The organism is Frigoribacterium sp. PhB160, assembly GCF_003751785.1.
Classification (GTDB): domain Bacteria; phylum Actinomycetota; class Actinomycetes; order Actinomycetales; family Microbacteriaceae; genus Frigoribacterium.
This window is the reverse complement of sequence record NZ_RKIE01000002.1, coordinates 299,622-314,967: the sequence shown is the minus strand read 5'-3', so window position 1 is coordinate 314,967 and position 15,346 is coordinate 299,622. Positions and strand designations below refer to the sequence as shown.

The following is a 15,346-nucleotide window of genomic DNA, read 5'->3' as shown; positions in this document are numbered from 1 at the left end:
GTGTCAGCGTGCTTCCTGGTCGGGGTCGACGGGCGGGGGGACGAGAGGTGAGGGGGCGAGCAGGCCCCGCGCGAGGGCGAGCTGCTCGTGGAGGACGTCGTCGAAGCGCAGCCCGGGCGGCCCCTCGTCGAAGAAGAAGCGACCCATCGCGCGCTGCACGAGCGCGAGGGCGAGCGTGACGACGACGCCGATGCGCGGGTCGTCGGCGTCGAGCCGCTCGTGGGCGGCGATCGCGGCGGAGACGCGGCGCTGCTGCTCGTCGCCCTGCGCCATCATCGCCTGCAGCAGTCGCGGCTCTCGGTCGACGGCGGCCTTGAACTCGGCCGCGCGCGAGCGCGTCAGGCCGACCTGCTCGACCCGCTGCACGACGAGCGCGGCGAGGTCGTCGAGGGTGGTCGACAGCGCGGGGAGGCGCGGGTCGCGTCGCGAGGACGCGTACGCCTCCAGCGCCTCGTCGTCGTCGTCGAGGGCCGTGCCGACGACGACGTCGTCCTTGGACGCGAAGTGGTTGAAGAAGGTGCGCCGCGAGATGCCGACCGCCTCGCAGAGCTGCTCGATCGTGAAGCCCGCGAGCCCGTGCTCCGCGGTGAGGCGGCGGGCCTCGCCGACGAGCTCGGAGCGGGTGCGGAGGCGGCGCAGCGCGGCCTTGCCCAGGGCGGGGACGGTCGCGGGAGCGGTGGGGGCGGTCATCACGCGCCTCCTCTCGGTCGTCGCTGCGCACGTCGGCGACGTCGCCGGGGGCCGGGCGGCCCGCCGACAAGAATTGCACTACGCAGCCGATAGTGCAAGTACTCGACAGCGGACGTGCGGGAGGCGCGGTGCCCGACCTGCGGACCCCGCGCCTCCTCGTCTGCTCCCGCGCTACGCCCGGTGCGCGCCGTCGCCGTCGTGACGGGTCTGCGCGACCGGCGCGTCGACCTCGGCGTCGGCGGCGACGTGCGCGTGCTCGCCGCCCTCGTGCCCGTGGCCGACCGGCGTGGAGCGCTCGAGGGAGGCGCCCTCGACGTCGACGTCGGGCAGGATGCGGTCGAGCCACCTCGGGATCCACCACGCGGCGTCGCCGAGCAGGTGCATGACCGCGGGGATCAGCAGCAGGCGGACGACGAACGCGTCGACGAGCACGCCCAGCGCCAGGCCCAGGCCGATCGACTGGATCATCACGGAGTTCGAGAAGACGAAGCCCGAGAAGACCGCGGCCATGATCAGCGCCGCCGCGATGACGACGGTGCGTCCGGCGTGGACGCCCCGCTGGACGGCCAGGCGCGCGGGCGAGCCGTGGGCGTACGACTCGCGCATGCCGCTGACGAGGAAGAGCTGGTAGTCCATCGCGAGCCCGAACAGCACGCCGACCATGAGGATCGGCAGGAAGCTCAGGATGGGCCCTGGGTCGTGCACCCCGAACACCGGTGCCAGCCAGCCCCACTGGAAGACCGCGGTCACCCCGCCGAACGCGGCGAACAGCGACAGCACGAAGCCGAGCGTCGCCGTGATCGGCACGAGGATCGACCGGAACACGAAGACCAGGATGATCAGCGACAGCCCGACCACCACGAGCAGGTAGAGCGGCAGGGCCGCGGCGAGCTTCTCGCTGACGTCGATGTTGCCGGAGGCGTTGCCGGCCACGCCGAGCTCGGAGACCCCGTCGACGGACAGCGAGCGCAGGTCGCGCACCAGCTGCTCGGTCGACTCGGCCGTCGGCCCGCCCTCGGGCACGACCTGGAAGGCCAGCAGGGTGTCGTCGTCCGACGCCCCGATCGGCGCGATGGCGGCGACGTCGTCCTGGGCGGCGAGCTCGGTGCCGATGCGCACCTGCTCGGCGACGAGGTCGTCGTCGGAGACGGCCTGGTCGAGGTCGGCGACGACGAGCAGGGGGCCGTTGACGCCGGCGCCGAACTTGTCCTCGACGATCTTGTAGGCCTTGTAGGCGCTCGAGTCGACGGGCTCGGACGACCCCGCGGGGAGCCCGAGGCGCATCGACAGCGCGGGGATCGCGACGATGAGCAGCACGGCGACGCCGGCCACCAGGGTCAGCACGGCACGGCCGGTGCCCATGGGCTTCGACGGCACCCGGACGGCGCCGGTGTGGCCGACGGCGGCGCGCGCCTTCTTCGTGAGGATGCGCGGGCCGACGAGGCGGAGCAGGGCCGGCGTCAGCGTGATGGCGATGAGGATCGCGACGAAGACGCAGACCGCCCCGACGGTGCCCATCAGGCCGAGGAACGGGATGCCGGTGAGGTTCAGGGCGAGCAGCGCGATGAGCACGGTCGAGCCGGCGAAGACGACGGCGTTGCCGGATGTGCCGTTGGCGAGGCCGATCGACTCCTCGAGGGGCACCCCGGCCTTGAGCTGGGTGCGGTGCCGGTTGAGGATGAAGAGCGAGTAGTCGATGCCGACCGCCAGGCCCAGCATCACCCCCAGCACGGGCGTGACGGAGAGCATCTCGACGGCGCCCGAGAGCGACAGCGACGCGAGCACGCCGACGCCGACGCCGATCAGGGCGTTGAGCAGGGGGAGGCCCGCGCCGATCAGGGTGCCGAGCATGACGAAGAGCACGATGGCGGCGATGAGCACGCCGGCGACCTCGCCCGGGCCGAAGATCTCCGGGATCGTCGAGGCGATGTCGTTCGAGACCTCGACCTGCACGCCGTCGATGCCGGCGTCCTCCAGGTGGGCGACCACCGCCTCCTTCGCCTCGGTGGGCACGAGGTTGAGGGCCTTGTCGAACTGGATCGTGGCGACGGCGGTGCTGCCGTCCTCCGACACCTGGCGGATGCCCGACGAGAGGTCGAGCAGCGAGGCGCCGTCCTCGAGCGTCGACTCCTGCGTGGTGAGCTCGGCGAGGTTGTCGTCGATCGTCTGCTGCTGCTCGTCGAGCTGCGCCTGGCCGGCGGTGATCTGGGCCTGCTGGGCGTCGAGCTGGGCCTGGGCGGCGGCGAGCTGCCCGGCGGCCTCGGCCTGCGCCCTCGCGGCGTCGAGCTGCTGCTGCCCGGCGGTCAGCTGCGCCTGGGCGGCGTCGAGCTGCGCCTGGCCCGCGTCGATCTGGGCACGACCGTCGCTGATCTGCTGCCGACCCGCGTCGATCTTCGCCTGCTGGTCGGCGAGCTGCGCCTGCGTGGCGAAGGGGTCGACGGTGCCCTTGACGTCGTCGAGGTCCTCCGTGCTCGTGAGGAGGTCGACGATGTCCTGCTGCTGCGCGTCGGTGATGGCGGTGTCGCTGCCGGTCGTGAAGACGACCGACCCCGTGCCGCCGCTCGCCTGCGGGAACTTGTCGGCCAGCTCGTCGCTGACCTCCTGCGTCTTCGTGCCGGGGATGCTGACGGCCGAGGTGAGCGTGCCGCCGAAGAGCGCGAACGCGCCGCCGGCGAGGCCGAGGATCACGATCCAGGCGACGATCACCAGCCAGGCGCGTCGGGCCGAGGTGCGGCCGAGTCGGTAGAGCAGGGATGCCATGGGGCGGTTCCTCCAGGTGGTGCGGGCGTGCGGGGTCGGTGCGGTGGGTGGGGAGCCTCGCGTCGCGTCGTCGAGAAGGAGGTGCGGTGTCGGTGGAGCGGGTCGGTGGCGGCCGGTCGGTCGGCCGCGTCGGTCAGTCGGCGGGCGGGTCCGTCGCGGCCGGTCGGTAGCCGGCCGCGACCGCGGCGACCATGCGGTCGAGGAGGTCGCGCCAGCGGGCCCGCGTGGCGGCGTCGACGACGGCGCCCGTCTCGGTGATCCAGTGCTTCGCCACGACGGCGATGCCGTTCATCAGCGAGCTGACGAGGATGTCGACGTCGAGTGCGTCGAGCCCGCTCCGCTCGCTCAGCTCGGCGGCCAGCTCGTCGGTGATGCGCGCGAAGACGTCCTGGATGACCGGCTGCGAGCGGGGGTCGCCCTCGTCGCTGCCGAGCATGCGCCAGATCGACGCGATGATCGGGGCGAGGTCCATGCCGCGCACGACTCCGACGGTCTCGGCGAAGAGCGAGTCGACGGTGGTCGCGCCGCCGTCGGGACGCGACGACGCCGCCGCGGCGGCGCGGAACTCGTCGATCGCGCCGGTGAGCACGCGCGTGCAGGCGGTCATCACGACGTCGTCGAGCGAGGCGAAGTGGTTGAACACCGTGCGGCGCGACACGTCGGCGGCGGCGGCGAGCTCGTCGACGCTGAACCGGGGCGCACCCCGCTCGACGATGAGGGCGTCGGCCGCGTCGAGGATCGCCTGTCGGTGCCGGGCCTTGAGCTGCGCTCGGCGGTCGGGGGCTGGGGGCGCGGTCGTCACGCCGATTACACTAAGTGCACCCACGCACCCAGTGCATGCCGAGGTCCGGCACTGTGAGCGCATTCCCAGCGCCGAGCCCCCGGACCGCGCGCCGGCGTCCCCCGAGCCCGCGTCCCCCGAGCCAGGGGCACCCGTACTGGGTCGTCCGCGGGCCCCCCGGATGCGCTTTGATCGATCTCGGGTAAGCACGAGGCTGGGGCCTCGGTGGGGTGGTCCGATTCGGGTCGGGCCGCCCCGAGCACCCCCTCCCCCGCCGGGACGCGATCGCGTCGACCGGCGCGGCCTTCCCTTCCTCCTTCTCCCCTCGACCGCGTTCCTCCGTTCCTCCGTCCCTCCTGGGAGCGACCACGACGCGGGGGCGTACCGTCAGGCGTGCTGGAGGCGTTCAACACAGCGCTTTCCCGGTCGGTGTTGCTCTGCATCCCTGCCCGTGAAGCTCTCTGCAGGACAACATCGGCATCGAGGCGCGGTCCCCCGGCGGGGGCCGCGCCTCTCCTCTTATCCGCGTGCGCCTCCTCCCGACGCGACCACCGCACCGGGGCACGAGCCGAGTCCCCCTCAATGACGTCTTGCCGTGCCCCCCGCCGCTCCGTACGGTGGCAGGCACGGTGCCTCGGGCACCGTCGCGGGGCGACGACACAGACGTCCCTGCGTGGCCCCACCCGGATCAGAGAACACGTCGCCTCATGCTCACCACATGCGCCCACGACGCGTCCCGTCGACGGACGACGTCGTGAACACCGTCTCGCGCCTCCTGCTGTCGCCCGCGCTCGTGGCCCGGTACGCCTGGCTCGTGGCCCGGACCGCGTCGACGCCTCGCCCCCAGGACGCGCCCTTCGCGGCCGGACCCGGCGTCGACCCCGACCGCGTGCTCATCGTCGGGGCGGGGGCCGCCGTCGGCTGGGGCACCAACACGCACTCCCTCGCGCTGCCGGGCCACGTCGCCCGTCGGCTCGCCAAGAAGACCGGCCGTGGCTCGCACGTCGCGGCGATGGCCGACCCGACGCACCGCGGACCGAAGCTGCGCAACGTGATCGAGTCGACCTTCCTCGAGAACTGGGACGTCGTCGTGCTCACCCTCGGCGCCGCCGAGGCCCTCACCCTGGCGTCGCCGCGGGCCTGCGCCCGCCACCTCGACGACCTCGTCCGCTCGGTGCTCGAGCGCGCGAGGCCCACGGCCCGCGTGGTGGTCGCGACGACGCCGCTGACCGAGGCCGTCGCCTCCTTCGGCATCTCGGCCGGGGCCGTCGCCGAGCGCCATGCCGCCGTCCTCGCCGACGTCTCCCGCCAGGTCTGCGCCGAGCACGCCCGCGTCACGCACGTCGAGCTCACCGGCGGGCCCGAGCACGAGACCGACCGCCGGTACGAGGACTGGGCCGGCGTCCTCGCCGACCACGTCGCCCCGCTGCTCGCCGCGCAGCGCGCCCGCACGGACTCGCCGCAGCGCGCCCGCAACCGCCCCCAGCCGGTGGCCACGCGCCTCGCGGCCATCGCCGAGACCGGCCTGGTCGAGGCCGAGCCCGAGGCCGCCCTGCAGGCGATCACCGACCGGGCCCGTGAGACCTTCGAGACCGACGGCGCCGCGTTCGACCTCGTGCTCGACGACCACCAGTGGAACGTCATCAGCACCCTCGGCTCCGCCCGCCGCGAGCCCCTCGCCGACTCGTTCTGCGCTACGACGATCCAGTCGGACGAGGCGTTCGTCGTGGCCGACGCCTGGCACACCGACCTGCCGGTGCCGCGCAACGACATCCGCTTCTACGCGGGCTACCCGGTGCACACCCCCGACGGCACGCGCATCGGGGCGATCTGCGTCTTCGACCCGCTGCCGCGCGACGTCGCGGGCCTGCCGATCGAGGCGCTCCGCGGGTTCGCGCTCGACATCGAGCGCGAGCTGCACCGCCGGGCCGCGTAGCCGTCCCGACGCCGCTGCCCCCGACGCGACCCCCTCGAGGAGGCGCGGTGCCGGATCCCTGGCACCGCGCCTCCCGCGCTCCCTGCGTCGTGGCCCCGGCAGCGGGCCTCGACGTCAGACGCGCTGCTGCCGCGGCACCACGACCCGCTCGAACACGACGACGCCGGCCGTCGCGACCGGGATCGCGACGAGGGCGCCGAGCACGCCGCCGAGGGCCCCGCCGCCGAACGCCGCGACGATGACGAGGGCACCCGGCACGGCGACGGCCTTCGACATGACGCGCGGCGTCAGCACGTAGGCCTCGATCTGGGCGTAGACGAGCAGGACGACGCCGACGACGAGGGCCGTGACCGGCGAGACGGTGAGGGTCGACGCGACGATGACCGCGTAGGCGACGACCGTCCCCACGACGGGGATGAGCGCGCCGAGGAAGGCCAGCGTCGCGAACAGCACCGGCACCGGGCCGCCCGCGACGCTGAGCACGACGAAGACGAAGACGGCGTTGATCGCCGCGAGCCCGACCTGGCCGGCGACGTAGCGGCCGACCGAGAGGAAGATCTCGTCGGAGATGTCCATGACGTTCTCGCGGTGGCTCTTCGGCACCGCCCGGCTCAACGAGCGGAGCATCTGCGGCAGCGTCACGGCGAAGTAGAGCGTGAGGATCGCGACGATGACCACCGCGGTGATGCCGCTGGTGATGCCCTGGCCGACGGCGAGGATGCCGCCGCCGAGGGCGAGCAGCCGGTCGGGGTCGAGCAGGTAGCTGCTCACGGCCGCCACGGCGTCGTCGACGTCGACCTCGAGGCCGAGCGTCTCGACGGCCTGCTGCACCCAGGGCTGGCGGGAGATGTCCTGCAGGGCGGCGGGGGCCGTGCGGACGACGTGGCCGACCTGCTCGACGAGGGCCGGGACGACGGCGGAGAGGATGCCGGCGACCGCGCCGACGACCAGCACGACCGCGACGACGACGCCGACCCAGCGCGGGGCGCCGGCGCGGGCGAGGCGACGGACGACGGGCTCGAAGGCCAGGGCGAGGAAGAACGCGAGGCCGATGTAGACGAGCACCGTCGACAGGGCCATGACCGTGACGATGATGCCGACGCCGAGGCCGCCGCCGAGCGTCGCGATGAGGCCGAAGCGGAAGGCGCCCGCCCGGGCCTTGGGTCGCGGAGGCACGTCGCCGGAGCCTCCGGCGGACGTGCTGCGGGGCGCGAGGGGGGCGGTCGGGCCGAGGGGACCCGCCGCGCGGCGCACCAGTCGGGCGCGGTGGGAGAGGGGCATCCGTCCATCCTGACGGGTGCGGCGGGTCTCGGGCCGCCGCGGTGGGGTGCGCTGTCCTGTCGAGGGGCCTCGCCTAGCCGTCGAACGCAGGTCGGCCGGCCTCGGATCGACGTGGCGGACCGCGCGTGGGACCATTCGAACGCATCGATGATCCATCGGGCAGGCCCGATTCACGGCGGGCACCACGCACCACGAGGGCAGAGCACGCAGGGCTGCCAGAGACGAGAAGCTCATGAGCTTCCACCCCACGACCACGCTCCTCCCCTTCCGCGGCGACCGCGACAGCCAGGTCACGCTGGTCGTCCTCGTCGGCGCCGCCGTCGCGACCAGCACGAGCCTCGTCGTCGGCCTGCTGTTCGTCCTCGGACTCGCGGCGTGAGTCGGCTCGACGCCCTCCGCCACGAAGACCTGCTCCGCACCCTGACCTGCCGGCTCGCCGCCGACGTCGACCTCGACTCCGGCGAGCTCGAGGCCTGGCTGGCCTGACCTGCCGCGGGCCTGCTCGCCCGGGTGCCGGGCGCATCGTCGCGAAGCGACGTCAGGTGCCCCTGGACGGGGACCGCGCGGAGCGCGGTCGGGCCCCGCGGGGTTCGAGTCCCTCCAGGGGCATCGTCGCGAAGCGACGTCAGGTGCCCCTGGAGGGACTCGAACCCCCAACCCTTTCCTTAGGACGGAACTGCTCTTCCATTGAGCTACAGAGGCTGACCGTCCGAGTCTACCGACAGCGCGCCTCCCCCGACCCGACCCACGCGCCCTACGCCGCGGCCAGGTACTCGTCCCAGTCCGGCTGCACCCGCTCGGTCCCGCGCACGACCCAGCCGACCCCGTGCGGCGCCTTCGGCACCCAGCGGAGCGTCCAGCCCATCTCGGCCGGCGTCCGGTCGCTCTTGACGTTGTTGCAGCGCAGGCACGCCGCGACGAGGTTCTCCCAGCTGTCGGCCCCGCCGCGCGACCGCGGCTGCACGTGGTCGATCGTCGACGCCGAGCCGCCGCAGTAGGCGCAGCGGTGCGCGTCGCGCCGCAGCACGCCGCGCCGCGAGACCGGGACGCTCCGCGAGTGCGGGATCCGCACGTACCGCGTGAGCACGATGACCGACGGGCGGTCGTACGAGAAGGCGGCGCCGAGCACGGGGTGCTCCGCGTCGGCGGCCAGCACCGTGGCCTTCTGGGTCATGACGAGCACGAGGGCCCGACGGAACGAGACGACCGCGAGGGGCTCGAAGCCCGCGTTGAGGACGAGAGTGCGCATGCTTTCCCTTTCGAAGCACCCTGGACGGCTTCCAGGGATTCGACTGCTCTCGGGGCAGCGGGGGCCAGCAGGCCGCCGGAACGAAGAGAGCACCGTCGCGGTGGACGGTGCTCTTCTCTCATGCGGCGGCGTGTCGTATGTGCTCGCCCGACAGCGCACCCATGGTGCGGGTGGCGGTCGGTCGGGACATGTGACGCTCCTGGTCTCAGCGGAACTCCGAGGGGGCCAGGTTAACCCGCGAGAGCCGCGCTGCCTAGGGGCAGACGCGGCTCTTCACAGACCGTTCACAAGGAGGCGCGGGGCGGCTCAGACCCCCAGGCGCACGTAGTGCACGGCGCTGGTCCACAGCGGGCGGACGCTCACGAAGCCGCCGGGCTTCGGCGCGTCGAGGATCATCCCGTTGCCGGCGTAGAAGCCGTCGTGCGAGCCGTCGTTGAAGACGACGAGGTCGCCGGGCTGCGCCTCGGCCTTCGAGATGGTCGTGCCGGCGCGGCCCTGGGCCCCGACCGAGTGCGGCAGCGAGATGCCGTACTGGGCGTAGACGAACATGACGAAGCCCGAGCAGTCGAAGCCGGCCGGGGTGGCGCCGCCGAAGACGTAGGGCGTGCCGACGTACTGCAGGGCCGTCTGGTAGACCGACGCGAGGCTGAAGGCGCCCGGGGTCGCGGTGGTGCCGGTGGCCGCCGCGGCTCCGGTCGAGGTCGCGCCGGCGGAGGTCGACGTCGACGTCGCGAGGTAGTCGTTCGCGGTCGGGCCGCTGTACGTGGCGTACGACGCGGCGATCTGGGCCCGCTCGGCCTCGCGCTGGGCGGCGAGCGCCACGGCCGCGGCCGCCGCGTCGAGCGTCTCCTGCGACGTGGCCGTGTAGCCGTCGCGCGTCGTGTCGGCGCTGGCGACCGACGCGTCCACCGCGAGCTGCTGGGCGTCGGCCGAGCGCGACGCCGTCGTGGCGGCGGTCTCGCTCGAGCCGGTGTCGGCGGCGTTCGGGTCGAGCGCGAAGGCGGGGATCGCCATCGTGCCGAAGAGTCCGGCGGTGAGCGTCATCACGGTGACCGTGACAGCGGTGCGCTTGCCGCGCGAGAGCGCGGACGAGTGGGAACCGTTAGAGGTCAAGAGTGCGGGTCTCCTGCGTCTCGACAGCCCTAGGGAAGCTGCCCCATCCGTTCGTCAGATCAACGACCAAGGCAGGAGACGGGTGTACGAGACGTCCTGCCACGGGTCCCGCGGCCGGATTCCTGGCTCGGGGACCTTGCGACCATACCCGAGCAGGAGCGTCAAGTCATCCTTGCGGAGGACATTTGTAACGAATCGGTAAACGAGCCGACCGCGTCCCGGGTGGTCGCCGGGCGCCTCCTGGGAGCCCCCGGGGAGGCGCTAGGACGACACGTAGATGTGCTGCGCGACCTCGGTCGGCAGCTCGAGCCCCTCGTCGCGCCCCTCGACGCGGACGAAGACGTAGCTGCCGGCGGCCGTGACCGTGGCGACCGACCCGGGCGTCAGGCCCGCGTCGTGCAGCTGCTGGAGCAGCTCGGGCTCGAACTGGACGGGCTCGGCCAGGCGGCGGATGGGCCGCGTGACGCCCTCGGGGTTCTCGGCGAGCACGGCGACGAGGTTCACGACTCCGTCGAGGAACCGGCCGGCGGGCGAGTCGCCCAGCTCGTCGAGCCCGGGGATCGGGTTGCCGTACGGCGACTCGGTCGGGTGGTCGAGCATCTCGAGCAGGCGGCGCTCGACCTGCTCGCTCATGACGTGCTCCCACCGGCAGGCCTCGTCGTGGACGTAGGCCCACTCGAGGCCGATGACGTCGGCGAGCAGGCGCTCGGCCAGGCGGTGCTTGCGCATGACGTGGGTCGCCTTGCTGCGACCGTCGGTCGTGAGCTCGAGGTGGCGGTCGCCGGAGACGACGACGAGGCCGTCCCTCTCCATGCGCGCGATCGTCTGCGACACGGTCGGCCCGGAGTGCCCGAGGCGCTCGGAGATGCGAGCCCGCAGGGGCACGATGTTCTCCTCTTCGAGGTCGAGGATCGTGCGCAGGTACATCTCTGTGGTGTCGACGAGATCGGTCAACAGGGGCCTCCCGGTAGAACGCGCGAAGTACCGGGTCAGCCTACCGGCTGCGCGGGGCGGGCCGTGCCGCGTCAGTAGGATCGTGCCATGTCGGACATCTCGATCCCCTCCCACCTGCTCCCGGCCGACGGCCGCTTCGGCTGCGGCCCGTCGAAGGTCCGCGGCGCCCAGCTCGAGCACCTCGTGACCGCGGGTGCGACCCTGCTCGGCACCTCGCACCGGCAGGCGCCGGTCAAGCAGCTCGTCGGCCGCGTCCGCGCCGACCTGGCCGAGCTGTTCCGCCTCCCCGACGGCTACGAGGTCGTGCTCGGCAACGGCGGCTCGACCGCGTTCTGGGACGCGGCCGCCTTCGGCCTCGTCGAGAAGCGGGCCGAGAACCTCTCCTTCGGCGAGTTCGGCTCGAAGTTCGCCGCCGCCGTCGCCGCGCCGTGGCTCGACGCCCCGCACGTGATCACCGCCGAGGGCGGCTCACGCTCCGAGGTCGAGGTCGTCGAGGGCGTCGACGTCTACGCCTGGCCGCACAACGAGACGTCCACGGGTGTCATGGCACCCGTCGCCCGCGTGGCCGGCGACCCCGGGGCCCTGACGGTGGTCGATGCCACGAGCGCGGCCGGCGGGGTCGACTTCGACGCGGCCGAGGCCGACGTCTACTACTTCGCGCCGCAGAAGAACTTCGCCTCCGACGGCGGCCTCTGGCTCGCCCTCATGTCGCCCGCGGCGATCGAGCGCATCGAGCGGATCGCGGCGAGCGGCCGGTACATCCCCGAGTTCCTCAGCCTCAAGAACGCCGTCGACAACTCGCGGCTCGACCAGACGCTGAACACCCCGGCGCTGACGACCCTGCTCCTCCTCGAGGACCAGACCCGCTGGATGCTCGACAACGGCGGCCTCGCCTGGGCCGACGCCCGCACCCGCGAGTCGTCGTCGGCGCTCTACGACTGGGCCACCGCCTCCGAGTACGCGACGCCCTTCGTCGTCGACCCCTCGCACCGGTCTCAGGTCGTCGCCACGATCGACTTCGCCGAGTCGGTCGACGCCGCGGCCGTCGCGAAGGTGCTGCGCGCGAACGGCATCGTCGACACCGAGCCGTACCGCAAGCTGGGCCGCAACCAGCTGCGCGTCGCGACGTTCACCGCGATCGAGCCCGACGACGTCCGTCAGCTCATCGCCTGCGTCGAGCACGTGGTCGAGCAGCTCGGCTGACCCGCCCCCCACGACGACAGCCCCGGCACCTCGCGGTGTCGGGGCCGTCGTGCGCCGCGCCTCAGGACGCAGCCGGGGAGGCGCGGGTCGAGCAGGTCGCGTCAGCTCCGCCGTCCGCCGAGCGGGTCGACGTCCTCGCCGTCCCACTCGTCGTCGTGCGAGTCGTCGCCGCCGGCCTGATCGTCACCGTCGGCGTCGTCGTCGCCGGTCTCGTCGTCGCCACCGAGACCGTCGATGTCGACGCCGTCGACGTCGCCGCCGTGGACGACCGAACGGGGCTCGTCGTCCGAGTCGTCGTCGTCGGAGTCGTCGTCGTCGTCGTCCTCCGACTCGTCATCATCATCGTCGTCGTCGTCCGACTCGTCATCGTCCGACTCGTCGTCGTCATCGTCCGACTCGTCGTCGTCGTCGTCGGTGTCGTCCTCGTCGCCGTCCCGCGCCTCCTGCGCCTTCATGTCGGCGAGGCGGTCGGCCCAGGGCACCCAGTCGGGCGCGACGAGCGCGTGGTCGCCGGGGAGCAGCTCGACCTCGAGCACGGTGGGCTCCTCGCCCTCGACCTGGGCGACGCTCACCGTCCAGAACCAGCCAGGGTAGCCGGGCAGCAGGGTCGCGAAGCGGACCGAGACGACGCCGTCGCCCTCGTCGACCTCGGGAGCCTCGGCCCCGATCGTCTCGTCGGGGGTGATCTCGGTGAGCGCACGACGGGCGAGGTCGTGGAAGCGTGAGGTGCCGGCCACGGCGTCAGGCATCGAACTGGTCGGCGACGGTGCGGAGCAGCACGGCGATGCGCGCGCCGTTCTGCGGGTACCGGCCGTGGCGGAGGTCGCCACCGGCCTTGTCGAGCACCTTCACGAGGTCCTCGACGATGATCGCCATGTCGTCGGCGGAGCGACGGCTCATCTTGGCGAGGCTGGGAGCGGCCTCGAGCACGCGGACCGAGAGCGCCTGGGCGCCCCGCTTGCCGTCGGCGATGCCGAACTCGAGGCGGGTGCCCGCCTTGACCCCCACCGTGCCGGCGGGCAGCGCCGACGCGTGGAGGAAGACCTCCTGGCCGTCATCGCTGCTGATGAAGCCGAAGCCCTTCTCGTCGTCGTAGAACTTGACCTTGCCGGTGGGCATGACGTGACTCCTAGTAGAGGGGCGGAACGGGGGCCCAGCTTAGGGCGCGGTGCGGACGTGCGCCCCACTATCCTGAGCACGTGGCAGACAAGACCGAGCAGAGCGCAGCCGAGAGCGTCCATCGTACCGAACGCGTCCTGGTCACCATGATCGCGTCGATCGTCGCCCTGTCGATCCTGGCGTTCGTCGCTCGCATCGTCGGAGCGGTCGTCGGCGTCGACGACTACACCGCCGGCGCCTGGCCGGTCGTCACGGTCCTGCCCTTGATCGGTCTCCCCGTCGCCATCCTGCTCATCATCGCCTTCGTCGTCGTCACCGTGGTCCGACGAGGCCGGGAGAGCCGGGGCACCACACGATAGGCGCGGCGCACGTCCGCACCCCCAACGGAAGTCAGGCCCATGTCTAGTGCTCTCGACCTCGCGGGGGCCCTCCGCGGTGCCTCGCCCGACGACCTGCTGCGCCGGCTGACCGGACGGGTGCTCCGCGCCTCCTCGGTCGACGACGCCTTCGACCTGGCCGAGACGCTGCTCGACCCGTCGTCGGTCCGCGACGTGCTGTCGCGGCTCGACCGCGTCGAGCTGCTCGTGCTGCAGGCGGCGCGCACCCCCGGCGACGTCGCCGACCTGGCGGCGCGGGTCGACGCGTCGTTCGACGTCGCCCCCGCGGCGGTGGCCGCCGCCGTCGACCACCTCGTCGACCTCTTCCTCGTCGTGCGCGACGGCGAGCGCGTGGCCACCCTCGACGCGGTCGCCGACCGCCTCGACGACGACCGCGAGCTCGCGGCGGAGCGGCTCGGCGCCGAGCGTCCCCCCGTGGTCCTCGAGCGCGTCGAGGACGTCGACCGCGACGCCGTCGACGCCCGGTCGGCCGAGCGGCTCTACGCGGTCGTCATCGAGGTCGCCGAGATCCTGCGCGCGCTCGACCGGTCCCCCGCGCGCGAGCTCGCCAAGGGCGGCCTCGCCCTGCCCGAGACCCGCCGCCTCGCCGAGGCCGCACGGGTCGACGTCGACGACGTCGCAACGCTGCTGCGCATAACGGCCCGCGCGGGCCTCGCCGCCTCGGGCCCCGACGGCTGGGCCACCGCGCCCGACGCCGCCGACTGGCTCGCCTCGTCGTGGCCCGACCGGTGGGAGTCGCTGACGCGCGCCTGGCTCGCGTCGCTGCCGAGCGAGATCCTCGCGGTGCTGCACGAGCGGGTCGAGACCTCGTGGGGCGAGGCGCTCACCGAGTACGCGACCTGGGCGTACCCCGCCGGCGGCGCCTGGGTCGGCGAGCGCCTGACGGCCTTCGCCCGCGCCGCCCAGCTGCTCGGCCTCACCGCCGACTCCGCCCCCACGTCGGCCGCCGTGGCGCTGTTCCGCGAGGGGCCCGAGGCCGCCCGGCGATGCGTGGCGGAGCTGCTGCCCGACGCCATAGAGCAGGTGTACCTGCAGCACGACCTGACGGTGGTGGCACCCGGCCCGCTGGCCCCGTCGGTCGACACGCGCCTCCGGGTCGTCGCCGACGTCGAGAGCGCCGGGCTCGCCGCCACCTACCGCATCACCGAGAGCGGGGTGCAGCTGGCGCTGACGCGCGGCGAGACCGCCGAGAGCCTCCGCGCCTTCCTGTCGGGCATCTCGCTGACGGGCATCCCGCAGCCGCTCGACTACCTCATCCAGCAGTCGGCGGAGCGGCACGGGCGGTTCCGCGTCGCCTCGGCCGCCGGCCCCGACCTGCCCGAGGGCACGGCGTCGGTCGTCAGCGCGGTCGACCGCGCGAGCATCGACACCCTCGAGGTCGACCAGGCGCTCGCCCCGCTCGGGCTGCAGCGGCTCGACGGGCTGCGCGTCGCCAGCCGCTTCGAACGCGAGACGGTCTTCTGGGCGCTCAGCGACGAGCGCTACCCCGTCGTCGTCGTCGAGGCCGACGGCACGCCCGCGCCGCCGCCCGCCCGTCGTCGCCCGCGTCGTCCGGCGCCCGTCGAGCCCCGCGACCAGCTGCGCGAGATGATCGAGCGGCTGCGGGCCGGCGCGGAGGCGACCACCGAGACGACCGACCGCGCCTGGATCGCGCGCCAGCTCGACGCGGCGGTCAAGGCGCGGCTCACGGTGACGATCACCATCGCCATGCCCGACGGCAGCGAGGCCCACCTCGAGATGGAGCCGACCGGCATCGGCGGCGGACGCGTGCGGGGGCGCGACAAGAAGTCGGACGTCGAGCGCACCCTCCCGCTGTCGCACGTGGTCGCCGTCGCCAGCGGCAGCTGACCGCCGCCTGACCG

Annotated in this window: 14 protein-coding genes and 1 tRNA gene; 5 read left to right on the top strand and 10 right to left on the bottom strand. The window is 73.3% G+C overall.

Annotated features, from left to right (window positions below; all coding sequences use genetic code 11):
* Positions 1-3: 3 nt before the first annotated feature.
* The 3 genes from EDF38_RS10485 to EDF38_RS10475 form a co-directional block, all read right to left on the bottom strand.
* Complete coding sequence (locus tag EDF38_RS10485; protein ID WP_123355380.1) at positions 4-690, bottom strand: TetR/AcrR family transcriptional regulator; 687 nt, start codon at positions 688-690, stop codon at positions 4-6.
* A gap of 171 nt (positions 691-861) precedes the next feature.
* Positions 862-3,450, bottom strand: a complete 2,589-nt coding sequence (locus tag EDF38_RS10480; protein WP_123355379.1) for an MMPL family transporter — start codon at positions 3,448-3,450, stop codon at positions 862-864.
* A gap of 133 nt (positions 3,451-3,583) precedes the next feature.
* Complete coding sequence (locus tag EDF38_RS10475; RefSeq protein WP_158613356.1) at positions 3,584-4,252, bottom strand: TetR/AcrR family transcriptional regulator; 669 nt, start codon at positions 4,250-4,252, stop codon at positions 3,584-3,586.
* 697 nt (positions 4,253-4,949) lie between these two features.
* On the opposite strand from EDF38_RS10475, the gene EDF38_RS10470 reads away from it, so the two are divergent.
* Positions 4,950-6,167 (top strand): GDSL-type esterase/lipase family protein, encoded by a 1,218-nt coding sequence (locus EDF38_RS10470; protein WP_123355377.1) that lies wholly within the window; start codon positions 4,950-4,952, stop codon positions 6,165-6,167.
* 114 nt (positions 6,168-6,281) lie between these two features.
* Here EDF38_RS10470 and EDF38_RS10465 read toward each other — a convergent pair whose 3' ends face one another.
* Positions 6,282-7,448: an AI-2E family transporter gene (locus EDF38_RS10465; protein ID WP_158613355.1), complete on the bottom strand. Its 1,167-nt coding sequence runs from the start codon at positions 7,446-7,448 to the stop codon at positions 6,282-6,284.
* Between the two features lie 232 nt (positions 7,449-7,680).
* Between EDF38_RS10465 and EDF38_RS15910 the strand changes: the two genes are divergently transcribed.
* Positions 7,681-7,827 (top strand): hypothetical protein, encoded by a 147-nt coding sequence (locus EDF38_RS15910; protein ID WP_158613354.1) that lies wholly within the window; start codon positions 7,681-7,683, stop codon positions 7,825-7,827.
* 251 nt (positions 7,828-8,078) lie between these two features.
* On the opposite strand, the gene EDF38_RS10460 is transcribed toward EDF38_RS15910, so the two are convergent.
* From EDF38_RS10460 to EDF38_RS10445, 4 genes are all read right to left on the bottom strand, one after another.
* Positions 8,079-8,150: transfer RNA gene (locus EDF38_RS10460), tRNA-Arg, on the bottom strand.
* Between the two features lie 52 nt (positions 8,151-8,202).
* Positions 8,203-8,697 carry an HNH endonuclease gene (locus tag EDF38_RS10455; RefSeq protein WP_123355375.1) on the bottom strand — a complete coding sequence of 165 codons (495 nt, stop codon included), beginning with the start codon at positions 8,695-8,697 and terminating at the stop codon, positions 8,203-8,205.
* A 306-nt stretch (positions 8,698-9,003) separates the two neighbouring features.
* The gene (locus EDF38_RS10450; protein WP_199734692.1) at positions 9,004-9,741 is read right to left on the bottom strand and encodes a C40 family peptidase; all 738 of its coding nucleotides are present in this window, start codon (positions 9,739-9,741) and stop codon (positions 9,004-9,006) included.
* 330 nt (positions 9,742-10,071) lie between these two features.
* Complete coding sequence (locus tag EDF38_RS10445) at positions 10,072-10,764, bottom strand: metal-dependent transcriptional regulator (RefSeq protein WP_123355374.1); 693 nt, start codon at positions 10,762-10,764, stop codon at positions 10,072-10,074.
* 87 nt (positions 10,765-10,851) lie between these two features.
* On the opposite strand from EDF38_RS10445, the gene serC reads away from it, so the two are divergent.
* Positions 10,852-11,967 carry a phosphoserine transaminase gene (serC, locus tag EDF38_RS10440; RefSeq protein WP_123355373.1) on the top strand — a complete coding sequence of 372 codons (1,116 nt, stop codon included), beginning with the start codon at positions 10,852-10,854 and terminating at the stop codon, positions 11,965-11,967.
* A gap of 101 nt (positions 11,968-12,068) precedes the next feature.
* On the opposite strand, the gene EDF38_RS10435 is transcribed toward serC, so the two are convergent.
* Together EDF38_RS10435 and EDF38_RS10430 are read right to left on the bottom strand one after the other, a co-directional pair.
* The gene (locus tag EDF38_RS10435) at positions 12,069-12,716 is read right to left on the bottom strand and encodes a DUF3027 domain-containing protein (RefSeq protein WP_123355372.1); all 648 of its coding nucleotides are present in this window, start codon (positions 12,714-12,716) and stop codon (positions 12,069-12,071) included.
* Positions 12,709-13,086 (bottom strand): cold-shock protein, encoded by a 378-nt coding sequence (locus EDF38_RS10430; RefSeq protein ID WP_123355371.1) that lies wholly within the window; start codon positions 13,084-13,086, stop codon positions 12,709-12,711. Before EDF38_RS10430 ends, EDF38_RS10435 begins: the two co-directional genes overlap by 8 nt.
* Before the next feature lie 80 nt (positions 13,087-13,166).
* Here EDF38_RS10430 and EDF38_RS10425 point away from each other — a divergent pair, with 80 nt between their 5' ends.
* Both EDF38_RS10425 and EDF38_RS10420 read left to right on the top strand, forming a co-directional pair.
* Entirely contained in the window at positions 13,167-13,445 is a 279-nt protein-coding gene (locus EDF38_RS10425; protein WP_123355370.1) for a hypothetical protein, read from the top strand.
* Positions 13,446-13,484: 39 nt separating this feature from the next.
* Positions 13,485-15,332 (top strand): helicase-associated domain-containing protein, encoded by a 1,848-nt coding sequence (locus EDF38_RS10420; RefSeq protein ID WP_123355369.1) that lies wholly within the window; start codon positions 13,485-13,487, stop codon positions 15,330-15,332.
* The last annotated feature ends 14 nt before the right edge of the window (positions 15,333-15,346 follow it).

Coding starts and splice junctions, on each gene's coding strand:
- EDF38_RS10485 (WP_123355380.1), bottom strand. CDS start 690: ATGACCGCCCCCACCGCTCCCGCGACCGTCCCCGCCCTGGGCAAGGCC.
- EDF38_RS10480 (WP_123355379.1), bottom strand. CDS start 3,450: ATGGCATCCCTGCTCTACCGACTCGGCCGCACCTCGGCCCGACGCGCC.
- EDF38_RS10470 (WP_123355377.1), top strand. CDS start 4,950: ATGCGCCCACGACGCGTCCCGTCGACGGACGACGTCGTGAACACCGTC.
- EDF38_RS10465 (WP_158613355.1), bottom strand. CDS start 7,448: ATGCCCCTCTCCCACCGCGCCCGACTGGTGCGCCGCGCGGCGGGTCCC.
- EDF38_RS15910 (WP_158613354.1), top strand. CDS start 7,681: ATGAGCTTCCACCCCACGACCACGCTCCTCCCCTTCCGCGGCGACCGC.
- EDF38_RS10455 (WP_123355375.1), bottom strand. CDS start 8,697: ATGCGCACTCTCGTCCTCAACGCGGGCTTCGAGCCCCTCGCGGTCGTC.
- EDF38_RS10450 (WP_199734692.1), bottom strand. CDS start 9,741: ATGACGCTCACCGCCGGACTCTTCGGCACGATGGCGATCCCCGCCTTC.
- serC (WP_123355373.1), top strand. CDS start 10,852: ATGTCGGACATCTCGATCCCCTCCCACCTGCTCCCGGCCGACGGCCGC.
- EDF38_RS10435 (WP_123355372.1), bottom strand. CDS start 12,716: ATGCCTGACGCCGTGGCCGGCACCTCACGCTTCCACGACCTCGCCCGT.
- EDF38_RS10430 (WP_123355371.1), bottom strand. CDS start 13,086: ATGCCCACCGGCAAGGTCAAGTTCTACGACGACGAGAAGGGCTTCGGC.
- EDF38_RS10420 (WP_123355369.1), top strand. CDS start 13,485: ATGTCTAGTGCTCTCGACCTCGCGGGGGCCCTCCGCGGTGCCTCGCCC.